This window comes from Streptomyces sp. NPDC096339 (assembly GCF_044762985.1).
In the GTDB taxonomy this organism is placed as follows: Bacteria; Actinomycetota; Actinomycetes; order Streptomycetales; family Streptomycetaceae; genus Streptomyces.
Genome location: NZ_JBIWFI010000015.1, coordinates 57123 through 73559, shown reverse-complemented (window position 1 = coordinate 73559; position 16437 = coordinate 57123). Strand labels below are relative to the sequence as shown.

The window sequence follows — 16437 nt, the reverse complement described above, 5'->3', positions numbered from 1 at the left end:
CAAGGGAGTAGAGTCGGTCCATGACCCTCACCCCGGCCGACCCGTTGCTCGCGTTCCCGTTCATCGGTGGGCGCCCGTGCCTCGATTTCGTCGCCACGCTCGGCAAGCGGTACACCGCTCCGTTCGAGCGCCTCACCGATCCGGACGCGCTGGGGCGATGGATCGGCGAGGCGGGGCTGCGGGTGGAGCGGGCCGGTGGGGAAGGCGTGCGGGTCACGGCGGCGGAGCTCGGCGCCGCGCGGGAGTTGCGGGAGTCGATCCACCGGGTCCTGCGGGCGGCGATGGGCGGGGGCGAGCCGGGGGCGGCGACGCCGGATGCGGGGGATCTCGTACGGATCAACGAGGCGGCGGCGCGGCCGGATCTCGCGCCGCGGCTCGCCCTCGCGGGGGCAGGCGCCGGGTGGGCCGTACGGAACGACGCGGGCGGCGCCTCGGCCCGCCACGACGCGCGGGCCGCGATGGCCACGGTGGCGCGCGACGCGGTGCTCCTGATCGGCGGGTCGCTGGTGGCGCGGGTGAAGGAGTGCGAGAACCCGGACTGTTCACTGCTGTTCCTCGACGACTCCCAGGCCCGGCGGCGGCGTTGGTGCTCGATGGAGCGCTGCGGCAACCTGGCGAAGGTCGCGGGCTACCGGGCGCGTTCGCGCACCGGAGGGCGCTCCTGAGCCGCCGTCGGTGTTCCGGCGCGCCGGAACGAATATGACCGAACGGTCACAGGATCGGCCGCGGGGAACGGCTGGGCCACCGCGCACATCTAGGCATGCGGCGAGGGCCCGTCGGGGGACTCGCCTCACGGTATCGGCAAGGACCGGCCGGCCCCCGGGCACCGCGTGTGCGCCGGGCGGGGACCGGGTGCGAGCGGCAAGGCGGGGCTGGGATGAAGGCAGTGACGGCGGCGGGCGATTCCTCGGACGGCGAGGAGATGGAACGGACCACCGTTCTGCGGATACCCGAAACGACCCCGGAGCCGGGGGCCGCCCCCGACCGGGAACCGGGCCGCGAGGCCGGGACGGAGCCCGGCGAGACGTCCGGCGCCGACGCCGAGGCCTCGGCCGAGCCCGAGCGCGCGTCCGAGCCCGGGCGTGAGTCCGGAGCGGAGCCCAACACCGGGGCGGGGTCCGAGGACGATACCGGGACCGAGGATGCGGCGGCGAGCGCGGCTCCCGCGGAGCACGGAGCTGAGGGCGAGGTCGAGCCTTCGGCCTCGGGCGAGGCCGAGTCACGCACCGAACCGGAGTCCGGGGCCGTCCAGGCCGGACCCTCGGGCGGCGGAGCGGACGTTCCCGACTCGGCGGGCCGGGTGGTGGGAGCCCCGGACAGCAGCGCGACTGCCGAGCGGCGGAACGATGGTGACACCGAGGCGGACGCGGACGCAGAAGCCGGCCACCCGGCAGATCGGGCGGACGGGGCGGCACCGGACCGGGAGGCGAGCGCCGGCGAGGCGGCAGACGCCGGATCAGTCACGGACGCGGGAGCAGACACCGAGGCTGCTCCGGCTGCGGAAGCAGACACGGACGAAGGGGATGGTCACCGCTCCGGCCCGGCGACAGCAGCAGACACCGAGGCGGACGCGGACACGGAGGCCGGTCACGAGCCGGGCCCGGACGCAGGCGAAGGCACTGGCGCGGACGCGAGCACGAGCACCGACGCGGACGCGGGCGCGGGTGCGGGCGCGGACGCGGACGCGGACGCAAGCGCGGACGCGAGCGCAGGCGCAGGCGCGGACGAAGGCACCAACGCGGGCGCGAGCACGAGCACCGGCACGAGCATCGACGCGGGCGCGGTCGGGGGCGAAGGCGCCGACGCGGGCGCGAGCACGAGCACAAGCACCGACGGGGGCGAAGGCACCGACGGGGGCGCGAGCACGGGCACGAGCACCGGCACGAGCACCGACGCGGACACCGACACCGACGCGGGCGCGGGCGCGGGCGAAGGCACCGACGCGGGCGCGGGCGCGAAGGACGGTCACCCGGCGAACGCCGATGCAGAGGCACGCACCAAATCGGTAGCCGACGCAGAGGTAAGCCACCGCGCCGGCTCCGGCCGCGGGGCGACCCCCGGCGCGGAAGCGGGCCTCCAGGGAGACCCGGAGGCCGGGCCCGGCGCGGAGGGTGGGGCGGTCGCGGGGGCCGCCCCCCGGACGCGCCGCGACGCCGCGCCGGGCGCCGGGGCGACGGCCGGCGCGGGAGCGGGCCTCCGGGGAGACCGGGGTGCCGGGGCGAGCGCCGGTGTGGCGCCGGGCGGAGAGGACGGGCCGGCGGCGGAGCCTCAGGGGCGCCCGGGCGGGCCAGTGGGCTTCGGATCAACGCCGGCCGGCGGGGCGGCGGTTGGTGGGGAGGCCGGGGCGGCTGTGCCGCCGCTCGAGTTGTTGGCCTCGCTCACCAATACCGCTCCGGCCCCCGAGACCCCCCGCCGGACCATCGTGCGGCGCGTCAAGGTATGGACGCCGTTGCTCCTGCTGCTCGGCGGTGCCTTCGTCGGCGCGCAGATGCTGCGGCCCCTCCCCGCACCGGTGTTCGTCGCCGCCGAGCCCGACCACGCCCTCGACGGGCAGTTCACCGTGCCCTGGCCTGCCAAGGGGCAGGCGGCCGTCCGTGTCTCCGGATCCGGTGACGTCGGTACCTTCGGGGAGCAGAAGCCCGTCCCGACGGCCAGTGTCGCCAAAATAATGACGGCCTACGTGATCCTCAAGAGCCACCCGCTCCGGAACAAGAACGACGCCGGTCCCGATGTCCAGGTCGACGCCAGGGCCGCTGCGGAGGGCAACTCCGACAGTGAGTCGCGCGTCGAGGGGCTCACGGCCGGTACGAAGTTCAGCGAGCAGGACATGCTCAAGATGATGATGATCCCGTCCGCCAACAACATCGCCCGCCTGCTCGCGCGGTGGGACACCGGCAGCAGCGACGAGACGGCGTTCGTCGCGAAGATGAACGCCGCGGCCAAGGAACTCGGGATGAAGGACACCACGTACACGGACCCCAGCGGCCTGGACGCGGGCACCGTCAGCACCGCCGTCGACCAGCTCAAGCTCGCCGAGGCCGTCATGAAGGACGAGACGTTCCGCGCGATCGTCGCCATGCCCAACGCCACCATCAAGGGCCTGCCCAAGCCGATCTACAACAACAACGGCGACCTGCTCACCGCAACGGGCCTCAGCATCAGGGGCATCAAGACCGGTTCGAGCACTCCCGCCGGCGGGACGCTGGTGTGGGCGGCGTACAAGTCCGTCGGCGACGAGACGCCACTGGTCCTGGGCACGATGATGGACCAGCACGTGGACGGCCCGGACCCCTTTGCCTCCAACAGCCTGGCCCTGGTGCTGCAGAACAGCCGGAAGGTGATCGAAGCGGTGCGGGGCGCGCTGGCCTCCGCGCCGGTCGTGCGCAAGGGTCAGCAGGTCGGTTACGTGGACGACGGGCTCGGCGGCCGCACCCCGCTCGTGGCGACGAAGGACCTGAACATGGTCGGCGTACCGGGCCAGCGGCTGCGGCTCTCGCTCACCGCCGGCTCCGCGGGCACGCCCCGTACCGCCAAGGACGGTACGGAGGTCGGCGTGCTCACGGTCGGCGACGGGGCCGGGGCCAAGAGCGTGCCCGTGGCGGTGCGCGGGGACCTGGCCGAGCCCTCGTTCAAGGCCCGGCTCACCCGTCTGGGCTAGGAGGGCGGGCGGGCGGCCCTCAGTCCTTGCGGGCCGCGCCGCGCCGGACCCCGCCCGCCACGTCCCTTCCGTGAGGTCGCGCCCACCCTGGAGGCACGAACGCGGCCGGGGCCGTACGGGCGTCCCGTACGGCCCCGGCCCGCTGCCCGGTCAGGCCCGCGGCGGGACCCCGGGCGGGCGGCCCGAACCGCGCGTCAGGGAGTACCCGTACAGGCCCGCGAGGGCCGCGAGGACTCCGCCCGCGGCGGTCCAGAGCCAGCGGTCCGACCACCAGCCGCCGGACCAGCCGCCCTCCGGCGCGCGCCGGGTGCCGGTGACGGTCGCGGGGACCAGGGGCGTGGAGAGGGATCCGTCGACGGCGTGGGCGCCGCCCGTCTCCTTCACCTCGGCCTCCACCGAGGCCCGGACCGGCAGGCCCTTGTCCTCGTCCGGCACGTCGAGGACGGTCAGGCGGACGTAGTAGCTGCCGGGCAGCGGGTCGTTGGCCCACTGCTCGGCCGAGGCGCGGACGGTGCGCAGGGTGCAGGACAGTTCGACCGTGGCCGCCTCCTTGGCGGCGGCGCGGGTCTGGTTGCCGTACGCGCACGCCTGGCGGCGGCGCAGTCCGTCGTACACGTCGAGCTGCCAGGTGGCGGCGCCGTGCCGGCTCGCGGACTCGGGGAGCGTGACGGTGGCCTTCACCGTGGCGCGCTGCTGTGCGTCGACGGGGACGACCCAGTACAGGTAGTCGCCGGTGGACGCCCCGGCCGTGGCCTTCTCTCCCGGGCGGAAGGCGGTGGCGGTGCGGAAGCTGGTGCCCGCCTCGGTCGGCGGCCCCTCGGTCTTGCCCACGTTCTTGTCGGGGATCGCCGTTGCCGACGCGGACGGCGACGCGGAGGCCGACGAGCCGTCCGCCTCGGCCGAGCAGCCCGCCACCCCGAGGGCGGCGGCGCCGGCCAGCAGGGCGGCGGTCAGTGTGCGTACGGTACGCATCAGTTGGTCCTCCAGACGGAGATGCGCCAGCGCGAGATCCAACCCCACACCAGTCCGGCCAGCAGGCCGACGATCGTGAGGGCGGCCAGCAGCCACCAGCCGCGCCCGAGGCCGAACGCGGCGGCGTCGGAGGCCCCGTCGGGTCCGTCCACCACCTCGACCGTGAGCTCGACGGGCATACCGGGCGTCGTCTTGACGGAGGCGGGCGCGGAGAAGGAGTTGCTGACCTGGAGGCAGACGGTCTCGGCCGCCGGCTTCGCGTCCGAGTCGGACCCGTCGATCTCGGCCTTCGGGTAGCGCAGGCCGGTGGACATCGCGTCGGTACGACCGTCACCGGCTTCCGCGCCTCGGACGATCTCGCGGCCGTGGACGGTCGTGGCGCGCAGCAGGACTCCGTAGTCCCTGTTGACCGCGCGGTCGGAGGCGATGCTCACCGAGGCGCGCAGTTCCTGGCCGGGCAGGACCTCGACGCGGTACCAGCGGTGCTCGCCGAAGGTCTCGCGGTCGCTGTACAGGCCGGGCTTCAGCAGCGGGGCGCCCTCGCACTGCTTCGCGCCCTCGGTCGCGACCGGGTTGACGACGGGATCGGCCGCCCGGTCGACGAGTTGGCGGACCCTGCCGGAGAGTTCCGCCTTGTGCTGTACCGACGTGTAGGTGCCGCCGGTGGCCTCGGCGATGCAGGTGAGCTGGGCGCGGGTCTTGGCGTCCGGGACCAGGCCGAGGGTGTCGATGGTCAGGTGGATGCCCTTGGCGGCGATGTCGCGCGCCACTTCGCAGGGGTCGAGCGGGGCGCAGGTGTCCTCGCCGTCGGTGATGAGGACGATCCGCTTGGTGGCGTCGCCGCCGTCCAGGTCCTGGGCCGCGGCCAGCAGGGCCGGGCCGATCGGCGTCCAGCCGGTGGGGGCGAGGGTCGCCACGGCGGTCTTCGCCTCGGTCCGGTTGAGCGGGCCGACCGGGTACAGCTGCTTGGTGTCCTTGCAGCCGAGGGCCTTGTCCTCGCCGGGGTAGGTGGCCCCCAGGGTGCGTATGCCGAGCCGTACTTCATTGGGCACGGCGTCGATGACCTCGTTGAAGGCCTGCTTCGCGGCGGCCATACGGGACTGGCCGTCGATGTCGGTCGCCCTCATGGAGCCGCTGACGTCGAGGACGAGATCGACCTTGGGGGGTTCCTTCGCCGTCGTTCCGTCGGCGGCGCTGACGCTAGCCGGGAAGAGCCCGACGGCGAGGGCGGCGAGCAGTCCGCACGCCCCTGCCGCAAGCCGTTTTCTAGTGATCATCGCCGGATCGTATTGAGGATCGTCCGTCAATCCAAAACGTGATCCGCGGACCGGTTTTCACGGTGCCGCGGCCGTTATGCGGACGGAAATCCCGGTGCGTGGGGCTCGGCGCCCGATCTAGGCTGCCCGGATGAGTTCCCGTACCTTCCGAATCACCGTCCGAGGTTCCTTCGACGGCCTCACCGACGAGCAGCGGGCGGAGCTGCTCGCGGCCGCGCCCGAGCACGACGTGCTGCGCGCCGCCTTCACCGCCGAGGGTCACCTCACCTACGACCTCGCGGCCCGGCCGTTCTTCACGTTCCGTTTCCTGGACTCGGGCGAGGCGGAGGAGGACGTCCTCGACGCGACGGCCCGCGCGGAGCTGGCGGCGGAGAGCTGGCTGACCGAGCGGGGATACGGCTTCAAGCAGCTCAAGTCGACGGCCGAGGACCTGTCGCAGGCGCCGCTGGGCAAGCGGCAGCGCCGGGAGGCCGCGAAGGGGGAAGGCCGGTCGTGACGGGTCCGGCGCCCGGTGGGACTATCCCTGGCCGGTGGGGGCGAAGGTGCGTGCCAGGTGGGTGCGCAGTGCCTCCGGGGTGGGTGGGGTGAGACGGGCGCCGAGGTAGCCGTCCGGGCGGATCACGAAGGCCGTGGGGCCGTCCGTCTCGTAGAGGCGGGCGAACTGGCCGGCGGTGTCCGTGTAGACGGGCAGCCCGTCGGAAGCGTCGTGCGGGGCGCCGGCGGTGAGGACCACGAAGGTCTCCACCCGGCCGCCGGAGGCCTCCCGGGCCGTGCGGGCGAGCGCGCCGGGGTCCTGGGCCGCGCCGTAGAGCAGCAGTACGTGGTCGCGGTCGCGCAGCAGGTCGTACAGGCGCAGCGGGTAGGCGGCGATCTCGCCGCTGAGGCCGACGCAGTCGGGAGCCCGGTCGCCCGGGCGGGGGCCCTGCCCCTCCCCCGGCGGGTCGGTGATCGGGCTGCCCCGGTAGCCGACGAGGAGTTGGGCCTCGCGCAGCATCAGCGTCGCCGGGTCCTCCGGGTCCGCCTGGACACCGTGGGCGGCGTGCCGCAGGGTGCGGCCCACGACTTCCTCGCCGATGGGCCGGCGCTCGGCGTCGTAGCCGGCCAGCAGGTCGGGGTGGGCGCGGCCGTCGACCGCGAGGGCGAGCTTCCAGGCCAGGTTCCAGGCGTCCTGGATGCCGGTGTTCATGCCCTGGGCGCCGGTGGGCGGGTGGATGTGCGCGGCGTCCCCGGCGACGAAGACCCGGCCGTCTCCGTACCTGTCGACGATCCGGTGGCTGATGCGGAACACGGAGGTCCAGCGGATGGCGGAGGCGGTGGTCGGCTGTGGTGACAGCCGGTCCAGGACGGCCTGGATGTCGGACAGTTCGGGGGCGCGGCCGGCGGTCTGCAGGCCGTGCGCCACGCCGTCGGGGGCCTGCCCCGTCTGCGAGGTGGCGGAGAGCTCGGGCGGGACCGTCATCGACACGCGGTAGCGGCCCGCGCCGGGCAGCGGGATGCACACCAGTACGTCGTCCACGGTGCCGGAGGCGTCCTGGTGCATGGCGCGCACGGTGTGGTCGTGGGGCAGGTCCCAGTCGAGGGCCACGTCGGCCAGCATGAACTCGTCGGGCAGGGCGCCGCCTTCGAAGGTGAGGCCGAGCCCCTTGCGGACGGCGCTGTGGGCGCCGTCGCAGCCCACCAGGAACCGGGTCCGTACCTCCTCCTCCGCTCCGGAGGGGGTACGGACCCGGCTGGTCACTCCGTCGGCGTCCTGGGTGAACGACACCAGCTCGACGCCGCGTTCGATGCCGGTTCCGAAGCGGGCCAGGAACTCGGCGAGGACCCGTTCGGTCTCGTACTGCGGCAGGGCCGCGAATCCGTACGGGACTTCGGGCGGCATGGCCATCTCGAAGCGGAGCTGTTCGACGCCGTTGACGTACACCAGCTGGCCGCGCAGCGGGACGGCCGCTTCCAGGGCGGTGCGCACCAGCCCCATGCGGTCCCAGAGTTCCAGGGTGCGGGGCTGGATGCCGACGGCCTTCGCGAACGGCAGTCGTTCGGGCAGCCGGTCGACGATCCGGCAGGACACCCCGCGTCTGCGCAGCTCCACGGCTGCGGTCAGCCCGACCGGGCCGGCGCCGACGACCAGTACGTCGGTTGCGTAGGTGTGCGCCATGAGCCTCTCCCGGCGTGCGGCCCCCGTTGGAGTCGGTGCTCCTCCATGGTCGCCGCGCGCCGGGCGTCCGGCATCTTCGCCGGATCGCTCCCGTGCGGGATGCCCCTTACTCGATTTACTCGATGACGAGGTCCACCTCGATGTTGCCGCGCGTGGCACGGGAGTACGGGCAGACCTCGTGGGCCTGCTTGACCAGCAGGGTGCCCGTCTCGCCGGCCAGGGACTCGGGGAGCTCGACGCGCAGGACGACGCCCAGGCCGAAGCCCTCGCCGTCCTTGCCGATGGAGACCTCGGCGGTGACGGAGACCTCGCTGGTGTCGGCCTTGGCCTGGCGGCCGACCAGGCCGAGGGCGCTGGCGAAGCAGGCGGCGTAGCCGGCCGCGAAGAGCTGCTCGGGGTTGGTGCCCTGTCCGTTGCCGCCGAGTGCCGGGGGCATGGCGAGGGCGAGGTCGAGCTGCCCGTCGGAGCTGACGGTGCGGCCCTCGCGGCCGTTGGCGGTGGCTACAGCGGTGTACAGCGCGTCCATCGGGGTTCCTCTCGCAGAAATCAACCGTTTCGGCGGCCGGTGTCCGGCGCCGCTCCATGAGTAGAGCACACAATTCAGTTGTGCACAATTAAATGCCTCGCAAGCCCGCCCGGGTACACTGGCCGTCATGACCGAGCAGCCGACCGACTTCCACCCCGACCAGGACTTCCTTCGCCTGGACGGCCAGATCTGCTTCGCGCTGAACGCCGCGAGCCGCGCCTTCGGCGGGCTCTACCGCGTCGTCCTCAAGGACCTCGGGCTCACCTACCCGCAGTACCTGGTGATGCTGGTGCTGTGGGAGCACGGCGAGATGCCGGTGAAGCAGATCGGTCAGCACCTGCGGCTGGACTCGGGGACGCTGTCCCCGCTGCTCAAGCGGCTGGAGGCGGCGGGCCTGGTGCGCCGTGAGCGCAGCGCCGAGGACGAACGCTCCGTGCACGCGCACCTCACCGAGGAGGGCGCCGCACTGCGCGCCCGGGCCGTGGAGGTGCCGCGCCGGATCGCGACCGCCACCGGGTTCGAGCTCGGCGAGATCCTCGACCTCCAGACCCGCCTGAACCGGCTCACCGCCGCCCTCGACGCCGCCGTCCCGGCCGAGGAGGCGCGGGCGGAGGTCCGGGAGGCGTAGGACGCGCGACAGGCGAGAGCGCGTGCCCCGCCGGACACTGGGTCCGGGAGTCAGGAGGTGCGCGATGGACCCGGTTGCGGCGCTGGACCGGATCGCCTTCCTCCTGGAGCGCGCCCAGGCCCCCACCTACCGGGTACGGGCCTTCCGGACGGCGGCGGCCACGCTCGGACGGATGGACGGCCGGGAAGTGGCCGACCGCGCCGCGGCGGGCTCCCTGGAGCAGGTCAAGGGCATCGGGCCCAAGACCGCCCAGGTCGTACGCGAGGCACTCGCCGGGGCGGTACCCGCCTACCTCCGGAACCTGGAGGACGAGGCGGCCGCGCTCCCGGAGGCTCCCCCGGTCACGCCCGCCGGCACCGCCCTGCGCGCGGCACTGCGCGGCGACTGCCACATGCACTCGGACTGGTCGGACGGCGGGAGCCCGATCGAGGCCATGGGTCGGGCCGCCGCCGCGCTGGGCCACGAGTGGGCCGTCCTCACCGACCACTCGCCGCGGCTGACGATCGCCCGCGGGCTCTCCCCGGAGCGGCTGCGTGAGCAGTTGGGGGTGGTGGCGGAGCTCAACGAGACGTGGGCGCCGTTCCGGCTGCTCACGGGCATCGAGTGCGACATCCTCGACGACGGTTCGCTGGACCAGGAGCCGGAGCTGTTGGAGCGGCTGGACCTGGTGGTCGGCTCGGTGCACTCGAAGCTGCGGATGGACGCGCCCGCGATGACCCGCCGACTGCTGGCTGCGGTGCGCGATCCGCTGATGGACGTACTGGGCCACTGCACGGGGCGGCTGGTCACGGGGCGGACCCGGCCGGAGTCGCGGTTCGACGCCGAGGCCGTCTTCGCGGCCTGCGCGGAGGCGGGCACCGCCGTCGAGATCAACAGCCGCCCCGACCGGCTGGACCCGCCGAGGCGGCTGCTGCGGCTCGCCGTGGCGGCCGGGACGTTCTTCGCCGTCGACACCGACGCGCACGCCCCGGGCCAGCTGGACTGGCAGCCACTGGGCTGCGAACGGGCCGCGGAGTGCGGGGTCCCCACCGGGAAGGTGATCAACACCTGGTCCGCGGACCAGGTGCTGGAGTGGACCCGCACCCGACGGACGCCCTGACACCCCGGGGGTCTGTCCGCGGATGGCCGCTCCCGCGGGGCGGTCGGGCCTGGGGTCAGATCGTGACCGGGCCGTGCGCGGTGGCGAACTCGACCGAGACCAGGCCCGGTTCCTCATCCTGGACCCAGGTGACGTCGATCTGGTCGAGGGGGTGGTCGGCCGGTTCGCCGAGGAATTCGGCGATGGAGGCGGAGTCGCCGGCGATCGAGACCCCGTGGATGGTGCTGGAGGTGCGCGGGTCGGCGCTCGGGCGCTCCTCGATGGGGACCAACCACTCCAAGAAATAGGGCAGTTGCGGGTCCTCCAGCAGTTCCAGCAGGCCGATCTGCTTCCACCTCAGGTCGAACCCGTCGGGGCGGACACGGTGACCCTCGGCCGCGGTGCGGCCGAGGCGGGCCTCGACCGGGGCGATGTCGTCGACGGAGACCACCCAACCGAGCCAGCCGCCGCCCTCGGCGGCGCGACGCGCGACGGCCTGGCCGAAGGGCGCGCGGTCGGCGGCGGGGTGGTCGAGCGTGGTGACGACCTCGACGTAGGTGCCACCGCTCAGCGGGAGAATGAAATTGCGGGTGCCGAACCGCGGGTGCACGCCCCCGTCGACGAAACCGGCGCCGAGGGCCGATCCGATCCACTGGACGGTCGAGACGAAGCTGTCGCGGGCCACCGCATAGGACACGTGATCAAGTCGCACCGCGCCATCATCACCCGACGACCCGCACAAATCCCGACGCCACGCCCTGCAGCACCATGCGCACCGCACTTCCAGGAGACGGGCTCTAGCCGGCCGCCAGGTCCGCGGCGAGGTCGTCGCGCCAGCGTGCGGACAGGCGCCGGCTCAGGACCGTCTCCGCCGCGGCCGGCAGGGGCAGCAGCAGGAACTCGCGCAGTGCCCCCGCCGCCGAGTCCCGCCTGGCCCACGCGGAGCGGTCGGCCTCGGTGACGGGCGCCGGGTCCGATTGGCACCGGGCCGCGTCGTCCAGCAGTCCGCATGCCGCCCGGACCTCCGCCGAGAGGCTCCTCATCCGCAGGTCGAGGGGCCCGTCGGCCGGTAGGTCCACCGGCTCGTCCCGGCGGATCAGCTCCAGCGCCCGAGCGATCTCCGGGTAGGTGTCGATGCCGGTCTCGGACGCCAGCCTGGCGAGCTGCGCCGCCATCGCGGAGCGCAGCCGCCGCGGCGGCGTGCGCTCGACGAGGGCGCCGAGGTCGAAGTCCCGGACCGAGGTGACCGGATGCCGTGTCGCCGGCACGTCGGCGAGGACCGGCAGCAGGAGCGCGCTCAGCAGCGGATCGTCGCCGTCGCGCCGCGGATCCCAGGTGATGCCGTATTCGCTTTCGAGCCCGGCCTGCAGCCTGGTGTACGCGGCCGTCGAGCCGGGCCGGGTATCGACGCCGCCGCGCTGCCACTCCCGCCCTCCGGGTCCGGTCACGTAGTCCTCGTGGGACGAATCGACCCGGTGGGCCGCCTCGGTCCGCTCCGTGCCGTCCTCGATGAGGGTGAGGCACACCTGGTCACCCTGCCGCGCCAGCACCAGGGCCCGGGTCCCACGGGACAGCCTGCGCATCACCTCCGGTCGGCCGAACTGCGCGTCGCCGCCCTCCTGGGTGGCGTACGACCACCCATCACCGCAGGTCCCGGCCCGGACCATCGGGCGGTACGCCGCCCAGGGCGCGGCGGCGGACAGCCGTGCCTGCTCCCGGCTGCGGGGCCGGGCGGTCGACGGCACGGAGCCCAGCCGGTCGAGCAGTTCCTCGGGCGTGACGCCCTCCACGAACACGACGTCCGGCTGCTCGGGCGGTGGCGGCGCGGCCGGGTCGCCGAAGGAGATGACGGCGTACGCTCCGCCGGGCTGCGGGACGACGGGCCGGAGCGGCTCGGCCGCGGGCCGCACGAGCGGCTCGGCGGCCTCGGCGGCCAGACCGAGGGGGGAGAGCGGATCGGGGAGGGTGGTGATGTCGTGGTCCCAGATCAGCCGGCCCTCGAAGGCGATCGGCGTCCTGCCGTTGAAGGCCGTGCCGTTCTCGAGGGCCGTGGCGAAGTCGGCGAGGAGGTGCCGGAGTCCCGGCCAGTCGGTGAAGGACGCCCCGATCTCGTCGAAGTACCGGCCCACACGCCCGTGGTGCGGGCCGGGGCGGGTGACCAGGAAGAGCCCGTCGGAGGTTTGCCAGGCGATGCCCAGGCTGATCAGCAGCCGTTCGTGCGGCCAGAACGCGAGCTCGTCGCGTTCGTCCTCCTCGAGGTCGGCCTCGTCCTCGGCGATGTCCTCGCCGATCTCCCGAAGGAGCTCGGCGCTCCGGACGATGTCCGCCACGCGGGACAGCGGTCCGTAGTAGCCCAGCGTCGTCGTTCCCTCCTCGAGTCGCACGCCGTCGTGGCGCAGCAGCGACTCCCGCAGATCGGACGGGAACGTCACCCCGAGCCGGAGTTCGGCCGCCGCGATCTCCTCCGGGAGGGCCGGCGGTCGGAGCAGGCCGTGGCTGACGGGAGCGTGTCGGGCGAGCCAGGCCTCGATACGGGCCCAGGACTGTTCGACGGTGAGCGTGGTCATGTCCGCACCCTAGGCGTGGGGACTGACACTCCGTGAGGCCCGCAACGTGAAGCGGCACCCCGCGCCTCGGGGCGCCGGGTGCCGCTTCGTACCGGGTCGGCCGCGGGTCAGGCCGAGCTCTCCTGGCGGGTCCGCAGGGCCAGGCCCGCGAGGACGGCGCCGGCCGCCGCGCACAGGACCACCGTGACACCCGCCCAGGCCTGCGAGCCTCCCACCGCTCCGGCCAGCGGGTCGAAGCCCGCCGTGCCACCGGCCACGTGCAGGGCGACGACGCCGAGGGCGGCGACCGCCCCGGCCCGCCACACCGCGGCGGTGTCCCGCAGCGCCAGCAGCGCGCCGAGCCCCAGGCACACCACGGTGACCAGCAGCGGCAGGTACCGCTCGGGCGGCGCGGACTGCAGTGCCGTCAGATCCGCGGGGAGGTGGAGCACCCCGCTGACCAGCAGGGCCATCGCCACGGGCCAGCGCAGCACGTGCCGCAGCACCTGTCCCCCGGCGCCGGCCGGGGCCGGGATGGGGGCGGGGGCGGGGGCCGCCGCCCGGGTGCGCTGCGGCCGCTCCTGGTACGGGGCGTCGTAGAGCTCGGCGTAGCCGGGGTCGTACGGCTCCTGCGCGAACGGCTCCTCGTGGACCGGGACGGGGTCCTCCGGCTCGGCGGCCAGCGGAGCGCGCTGCTGGTCCGCGACGTGGTGCTCGTGCTCCTCGTGGCCGAGGATGGTCGCCAGCAGGGCGACGTCCTCGATCGGGCGCCCCACGGCGGCGGCGCGCAGGGTGATGTCGGCCTCGACCGTCTCGTGCGGAGGCGCGCCGAGGAGGGCGACCATCCGCCGGACGTCCTGCACGGGCCGGGTCACGGCGGCCGTGCGCAGCGCCTCGTGTCCGGCGTCGGGGAGGCGGCCGTCCTCCTTGAGGAGGCTCACCAGAGCGGTGACCTCTTCGAGCGGACGGCAGGTGACCGCCGTCTCCAGCAGCGTGCGTATCGGCCGGTCGTCCGGCGCTTCGGGCACTTCCGGCACGTCCGGAGGCGGTGGGGTGTCGGGGGTCCCGGGGCGGTCGTCGTGGTCCGTCGCCGCGAGGGTGATGGGGTCATTCATGGAAAGCTCCGTTCGCCGACGCGCGGGTCTACACATCGCACGGCGGTCATCGTGCGTCATGGGAAGCGCACGCTTTGTTACATTTACGGGCGAATCCGCTCGCTGCGCCATTCGGGGCGGGCAAACGGGGGCCCTCCCGGCCCCCACGGGGAAAGGGCGTCAACCGTGCCCGACACGGGTGTCCCGCGCCGGGGGCGGTCCGCTCCGCTCCTCGCGCTCGCATGGGCCGTCGTCCTGCTCCTGACCGGCGCGGCGCCCGCGCCCTCCGTCCCGACGTCACCCGGGCCGCTGCTGGTGGAGACCGACCGGGGGCTGGTGCGGGGCCGGGCGCACGACGGGTTCCGGACCTTCGAGGGGATCCCGTACGCCGCTCCCCCGACGGGCGCGCTGCGCTGGCGGCCGCCGCAGCCGGCTCCCCGCTGGAAGGGCGTGCGCGATGCCGGGGCCGGGGGAGCGCGTTGCGTGCAACTGCCGCCCGTCGGGCCGGGTGGGCCGAGCGGCGCGGAGGACTGCCTGTTCCTCAACGTCACGGCGCCGGCGGGAGCCGACCTGCGGGGCGGCGGCCCGCGCCCGCTGCCCGTCATGGTGTGGTTCCACGGCGGCGGGTTCGTCAACGGCGCGGGCGACTTCTACCGGCCGGAGCGGCTCGTCGTCGAGGGCGGGGTGGTGGTCGTGACGGTCAATTACCGACTGGGCGTGTTCGGGCTGTTCGGCCACCCCGAGCTCGGCGGGGCTCCCGCGCTCGCCCTCGCGGACCAGCAGGCGGCGCTGCGGTGGGTGCGGGCCAACGCGGCGCGCTTCGGGGCGGATCCGCACGACGTCACCGTGTTCGGCGAATCGGCGGGCGCCCTCAGCGTGTGCGCCCACCTCGCCTCACCCGCCTCGGCGGGCCTCTTCCACCGGGCGATCGTGCAGAGCGGCTCGTGTTCGACCACGATTCCGGCGGGCGCGCTGCTGCCCGAACTCGACACGTACGAGCCCTTCGTGCCCGAGGCCCGGACCGTCGCGGACGGGGCCCGGGCGGCCCGCCGGCTCGGCTGCGACGGGCCGGCGGGCGGAGTGCTGGACTGCCTGCGCCGACTGGACGCCCGTACGCTCGCGGTCCCCGAGCTGATGCAGCGGTTCTCGCTCGTGCCGTACGGCAACGGCCTGCTGCCGGTGGAGCCGCGGCGGGCCCTGGAGACCGGGCGGTTCCTCCGGGTGCCGGTGCTCCAGGGCACCACCCGCGACGAGATGCGGATCTTCGTCGCGCAGACCCTGGCGGCGCATCCGGTCGACGACGCGGCCGCGTACCGGGCGCGGCTGGAGCGGTCGTTCGGCGCCGCCGCGCGGGCCGTCGAGGCGGCGTATCCGGTGTCGGGCCATCCGACGGCGGCCGCGGCCTGGGCCGCGGTGCTGTCCGACGCCTCGTTCACCTGCCCGACGCTGCGGGACAGCGGGGCGCTGGCCCGGCACGTGGCGACGTACGGCTACCGGTTCGGCGACCGGGACGCGCCGAACTTCACGGGGCTGCCGGAGCCGGCCGGACTCCCGTACGGGGCTTCGCACGGTTTCGAGCTGCCCTACCTGTTCACGATGGCGCCGCTGGCCGGACCGCAGCGGGAGCTGGCGGACCACATGGTCCGGTACTGGGCGGCGTTCGCCCGGACCGGGAGCCCGGACGGCGCGGGCGGCCCGCGGTGGCCCCTCTACCGTGGGCCGGACTCGGTGCTGTCGCTGGCGCCGGGCGCGGAGGGGCTCCGTACGGTGGACGCGCGGGCCGAGCACCACTGCGCGCTGTGGGACGCGTGGTGGCCCGGGACTCGGGTCACCAGGGCTCGGTGATGACGATTCCGTCGCTCGTGCGGAGGACGAGCGTGCCGTGGTCCCCGTACACCTCGTGCCGCCAGGAGGAGAACAGCTCGGCGATGCGCCGGGCCACGTCCCCCCGGCCTTTGCCCACCTCTCGGGTGCTGAAGAGGATGTTCGCCTCGCCGACGGTGTCGACCTTGCGGACGCGGGTCTGCCGGACGAGGAACTCGTCGTGTTCGGCTCGGTGCTCGGCGGCGTAGCCGGTGAAGTCCCGGGTCATGTCGAACCAGTCCGCCGGGCCGCAGGGGCCGCCGCCGTTGCCGATGTCGGTGTCCGTGTCGCCGTCGGTGGGCGGGCCCGCGTAACCGCCGGTCTCCTGGTCGGTGGGCGGGCCCGCGTAACCGCCGGTCTCCTGGTCGGTGGGCGGGCCCGCGTAGGCACCCGTCTCCTGGTCGGTCGGCGGGCCCGCGTAGGCACCCGTCTCCTGGTCGGTCGGCGGGCCCGCGTAGCCGCCCGTCTGCTCCTCCGTCGGTACGTCGAGCGCGCACTTCTCCGGTGTCAGGCTGGGGACCGGGGCGGGCCCGGAGGCCTGTCCGGACCCTCCGGTCCCGCAGGCCGCCAGTACGGCGCACAACAGCCCCGCCGCCAGGACCCGGCCCGTCGTCTTCCTCTTCCGCTTCGTCATGGTGCT

14 protein-coding genes are annotated in these 16437 nt (G+C 74.3%); 6 read left to right on the top strand and 8 right to left on the bottom strand.

What is annotated here, in order from left to right; genetic code table 11:
- Nucleotides 1–20 precede the first annotated feature (20 nt).
- Nucleotides 21–665: a CGNR zinc finger domain-containing protein gene (locus tag ACIQ5Y_RS20500; protein WP_403882010.1), complete on the top strand. Its 645-nt coding sequence runs from the start codon at nt 21–23 to the stop codon at nt 663–665.
- A 212-nt stretch (nt 666–877) separates the two neighbouring features.
- Nucleotides 878–3658: a D-alanyl-D-alanine carboxypeptidase gene (locus ACIQ5Y_RS20495; protein WP_403882007.1), complete on the top strand. Its 2781-nt coding sequence runs from the start codon at nt 878–880 to the stop codon at nt 3656–3658.
- A gap of 150 nt (nt 3659–3808) precedes the next feature.
- Here ACIQ5Y_RS20495 and ACIQ5Y_RS20490 read toward each other — a convergent pair whose 3' ends face one another.
- Both ACIQ5Y_RS20490 and ACIQ5Y_RS20485 read right to left on the bottom strand, forming a co-directional pair.
- On the bottom strand, nt 3809–4630 hold the full coding sequence (locus ACIQ5Y_RS20490; RefSeq protein WP_403882005.1) for a hypothetical protein: 822 nt from the start codon (nt 4628–4630) through the stop codon (nt 3809–3811).
- Entirely contained in the window at nt 4630–5907 is a 1278-nt protein-coding gene (locus ACIQ5Y_RS20485) for a VWA domain-containing protein (RefSeq protein ID WP_403882002.1), read from the bottom strand. Before ACIQ5Y_RS20485 ends, ACIQ5Y_RS20490 begins: the two co-directional genes overlap by 1 nt.
- A gap of 130 nt (nt 5908–6037) precedes the next feature.
- Between ACIQ5Y_RS20485 and ACIQ5Y_RS20480 the strand changes: the two genes are divergently transcribed.
- A complete protein-coding gene (locus ACIQ5Y_RS20480) occupies nt 6038–6403 on the top strand; it encodes a DUF6204 family protein (RefSeq protein ID WP_403881999.1) in 366 nt (121 codons plus the stop codon).
- 21 nt (nt 6404–6424) lie between these two features.
- Here ACIQ5Y_RS20480 and ACIQ5Y_RS20475 read toward each other — a convergent pair whose 3' ends face one another.
- Entirely contained in the window at nt 6425–8062 is a 1638-nt protein-coding gene (locus tag ACIQ5Y_RS20475) for an FAD-dependent monooxygenase (RefSeq protein WP_403881996.1), read from the bottom strand.
- Between the two features lie 115 nt (nt 8063–8177).
- A complete protein-coding gene (locus ACIQ5Y_RS20470; protein ID WP_385130388.1) occupies nt 8178–8588 on the bottom strand; it encodes an organic hydroperoxide resistance protein in 411 nt (136 codons plus the stop codon).
- Between the two features lie 127 nt (nt 8589–8715).
- Between ACIQ5Y_RS20470 and ACIQ5Y_RS20465 the strand changes: the two genes are divergently transcribed.
- A complete protein-coding gene (locus ACIQ5Y_RS20465; RefSeq protein ID WP_403881993.1) occupies nt 8716–9216 on the top strand; it encodes a MarR family winged helix-turn-helix transcriptional regulator in 501 nt (166 codons plus the stop codon).
- Nucleotides 9217–9280: 64 nt separating this feature from the next.
- Entirely contained in the window at nt 9281–10315 is a 1035-nt protein-coding gene (locus ACIQ5Y_RS20460) for a PHP domain-containing protein (RefSeq protein ID WP_403881990.1), read from the top strand.
- Nucleotides 10316–10370: 55 nt separating this feature from the next.
- On the opposite strand, the gene ACIQ5Y_RS20455 is transcribed toward ACIQ5Y_RS20460, so the two are convergent.
- The 3 genes from ACIQ5Y_RS20455 to ACIQ5Y_RS20445 all read right to left on the bottom strand — a co-directional run bounded on the left by ACIQ5Y_RS20455 (nt 10371) and on the right by ACIQ5Y_RS20445 (nt 13955).
- Nucleotides 10371–11006, bottom strand: coding sequence for a VOC family protein (locus tag ACIQ5Y_RS20455; protein ID WP_403881987.1), 636 nt, complete (start codon nt 11004–11006; stop codon nt 10371–10373).
- An 85-nt stretch (nt 11007–11091) separates the two neighbouring features.
- A complete protein-coding gene (locus ACIQ5Y_RS20450; RefSeq protein WP_403881984.1) occupies nt 11092–12861 on the bottom strand; it encodes an SMI1/KNR4 family protein in 1770 nt (589 codons plus the stop codon).
- A gap of 107 nt (nt 12862–12968) precedes the next feature.
- A complete protein-coding gene (locus tag ACIQ5Y_RS20445; RefSeq protein WP_403881981.1) occupies nt 12969–13955 on the bottom strand; it encodes a hypothetical protein in 987 nt (328 codons plus the stop codon).
- A 165-nt stretch (nt 13956–14120) separates the two neighbouring features.
- Between ACIQ5Y_RS20445 and ACIQ5Y_RS20440 the strand changes: the two genes are divergently transcribed.
- Nucleotides 14121–15779 (top strand): carboxylesterase/lipase family protein, encoded by a 1659-nt coding sequence (locus ACIQ5Y_RS20440; RefSeq protein WP_403881978.1) that lies wholly within the window; start codon nt 14121–14123, stop codon nt 15777–15779.
- Here ACIQ5Y_RS20440 and ACIQ5Y_RS20435 read toward each other — a convergent pair.
- Nucleotides 15763–16431 (bottom strand): hypothetical protein, encoded by a 669-nt coding sequence (locus ACIQ5Y_RS20435; protein ID WP_403881975.1) that lies wholly within the window; start codon nt 16429–16431, stop codon nt 15763–15765. The genes ACIQ5Y_RS20440 and ACIQ5Y_RS20435 overlap by 17 nt on opposite strands.
- Between the last annotated feature and the right edge of the window lie 6 nt (nt 16432–16437).

Coding starts and splice junctions, on each gene's coding strand:
- ACIQ5Y_RS20435 (WP_403881975.1), bottom strand. CDS start 16,431: ATGACGAAGCGGAAGAGGAAGACGACGGGCCGGGTCCTGGCGGCGGGG.
- ACIQ5Y_RS20465 (WP_403881993.1), top strand. CDS start 8,716: ATGACCGAGCAGCCGACCGACTTCCACCCCGACCAGGACTTCCTTCGC.
- ACIQ5Y_RS20485 (WP_403882002.1), bottom strand. CDS start 5,907: ATGATCACTAGAAAACGGCTTGCGGCAGGGGCGTGCGGACTGCTCGCC.
- ACIQ5Y_RS20450 (WP_403881984.1), bottom strand. CDS start 12,861: ATGACCACGCTCACCGTCGAACAGTCCTGGGCCCGTATCGAGGCCTGG.
- ACIQ5Y_RS20495 (WP_403882007.1), top strand. CDS start 878: ATGAAGGCAGTGACGGCGGCGGGCGATTCCTCGGACGGCGAGGAGATG.
- ACIQ5Y_RS20500 (WP_403882010.1), top strand. CDS start 21: ATGACCCTCACCCCGGCCGACCCGTTGCTCGCGTTCCCGTTCATCGGT.
- ACIQ5Y_RS20490 (WP_403882005.1), bottom strand. CDS start 4,630: ATGCGTACCGTACGCACACTGACCGCCGCCCTGCTGGCCGGCGCCGCC.
- ACIQ5Y_RS20460 (WP_403881990.1), top strand. CDS start 9,281: ATGGACCCGGTTGCGGCGCTGGACCGGATCGCCTTCCTCCTGGAGCGC.
- ACIQ5Y_RS20445 (WP_403881981.1), bottom strand. CDS start 13,955: ATGAATGACCCCATCACCCTCGCGGCGACGGACCACGACGACCGCCCC.
- ACIQ5Y_RS20470 (WP_385130388.1), bottom strand. CDS start 8,588: ATGGACGCGCTGTACACCGCTGTAGCCACCGCCAACGGCCGCGAGGGC.
- ACIQ5Y_RS20475 (WP_403881996.1), bottom strand. CDS start 8,062: ATGGCGCACACCTACGCAACCGACGTACTGGTCGTCGGCGCCGGCCCG.
- ACIQ5Y_RS20480 (WP_403881999.1), top strand. CDS start 6,038: ATGAGTTCCCGTACCTTCCGAATCACCGTCCGAGGTTCCTTCGACGGC.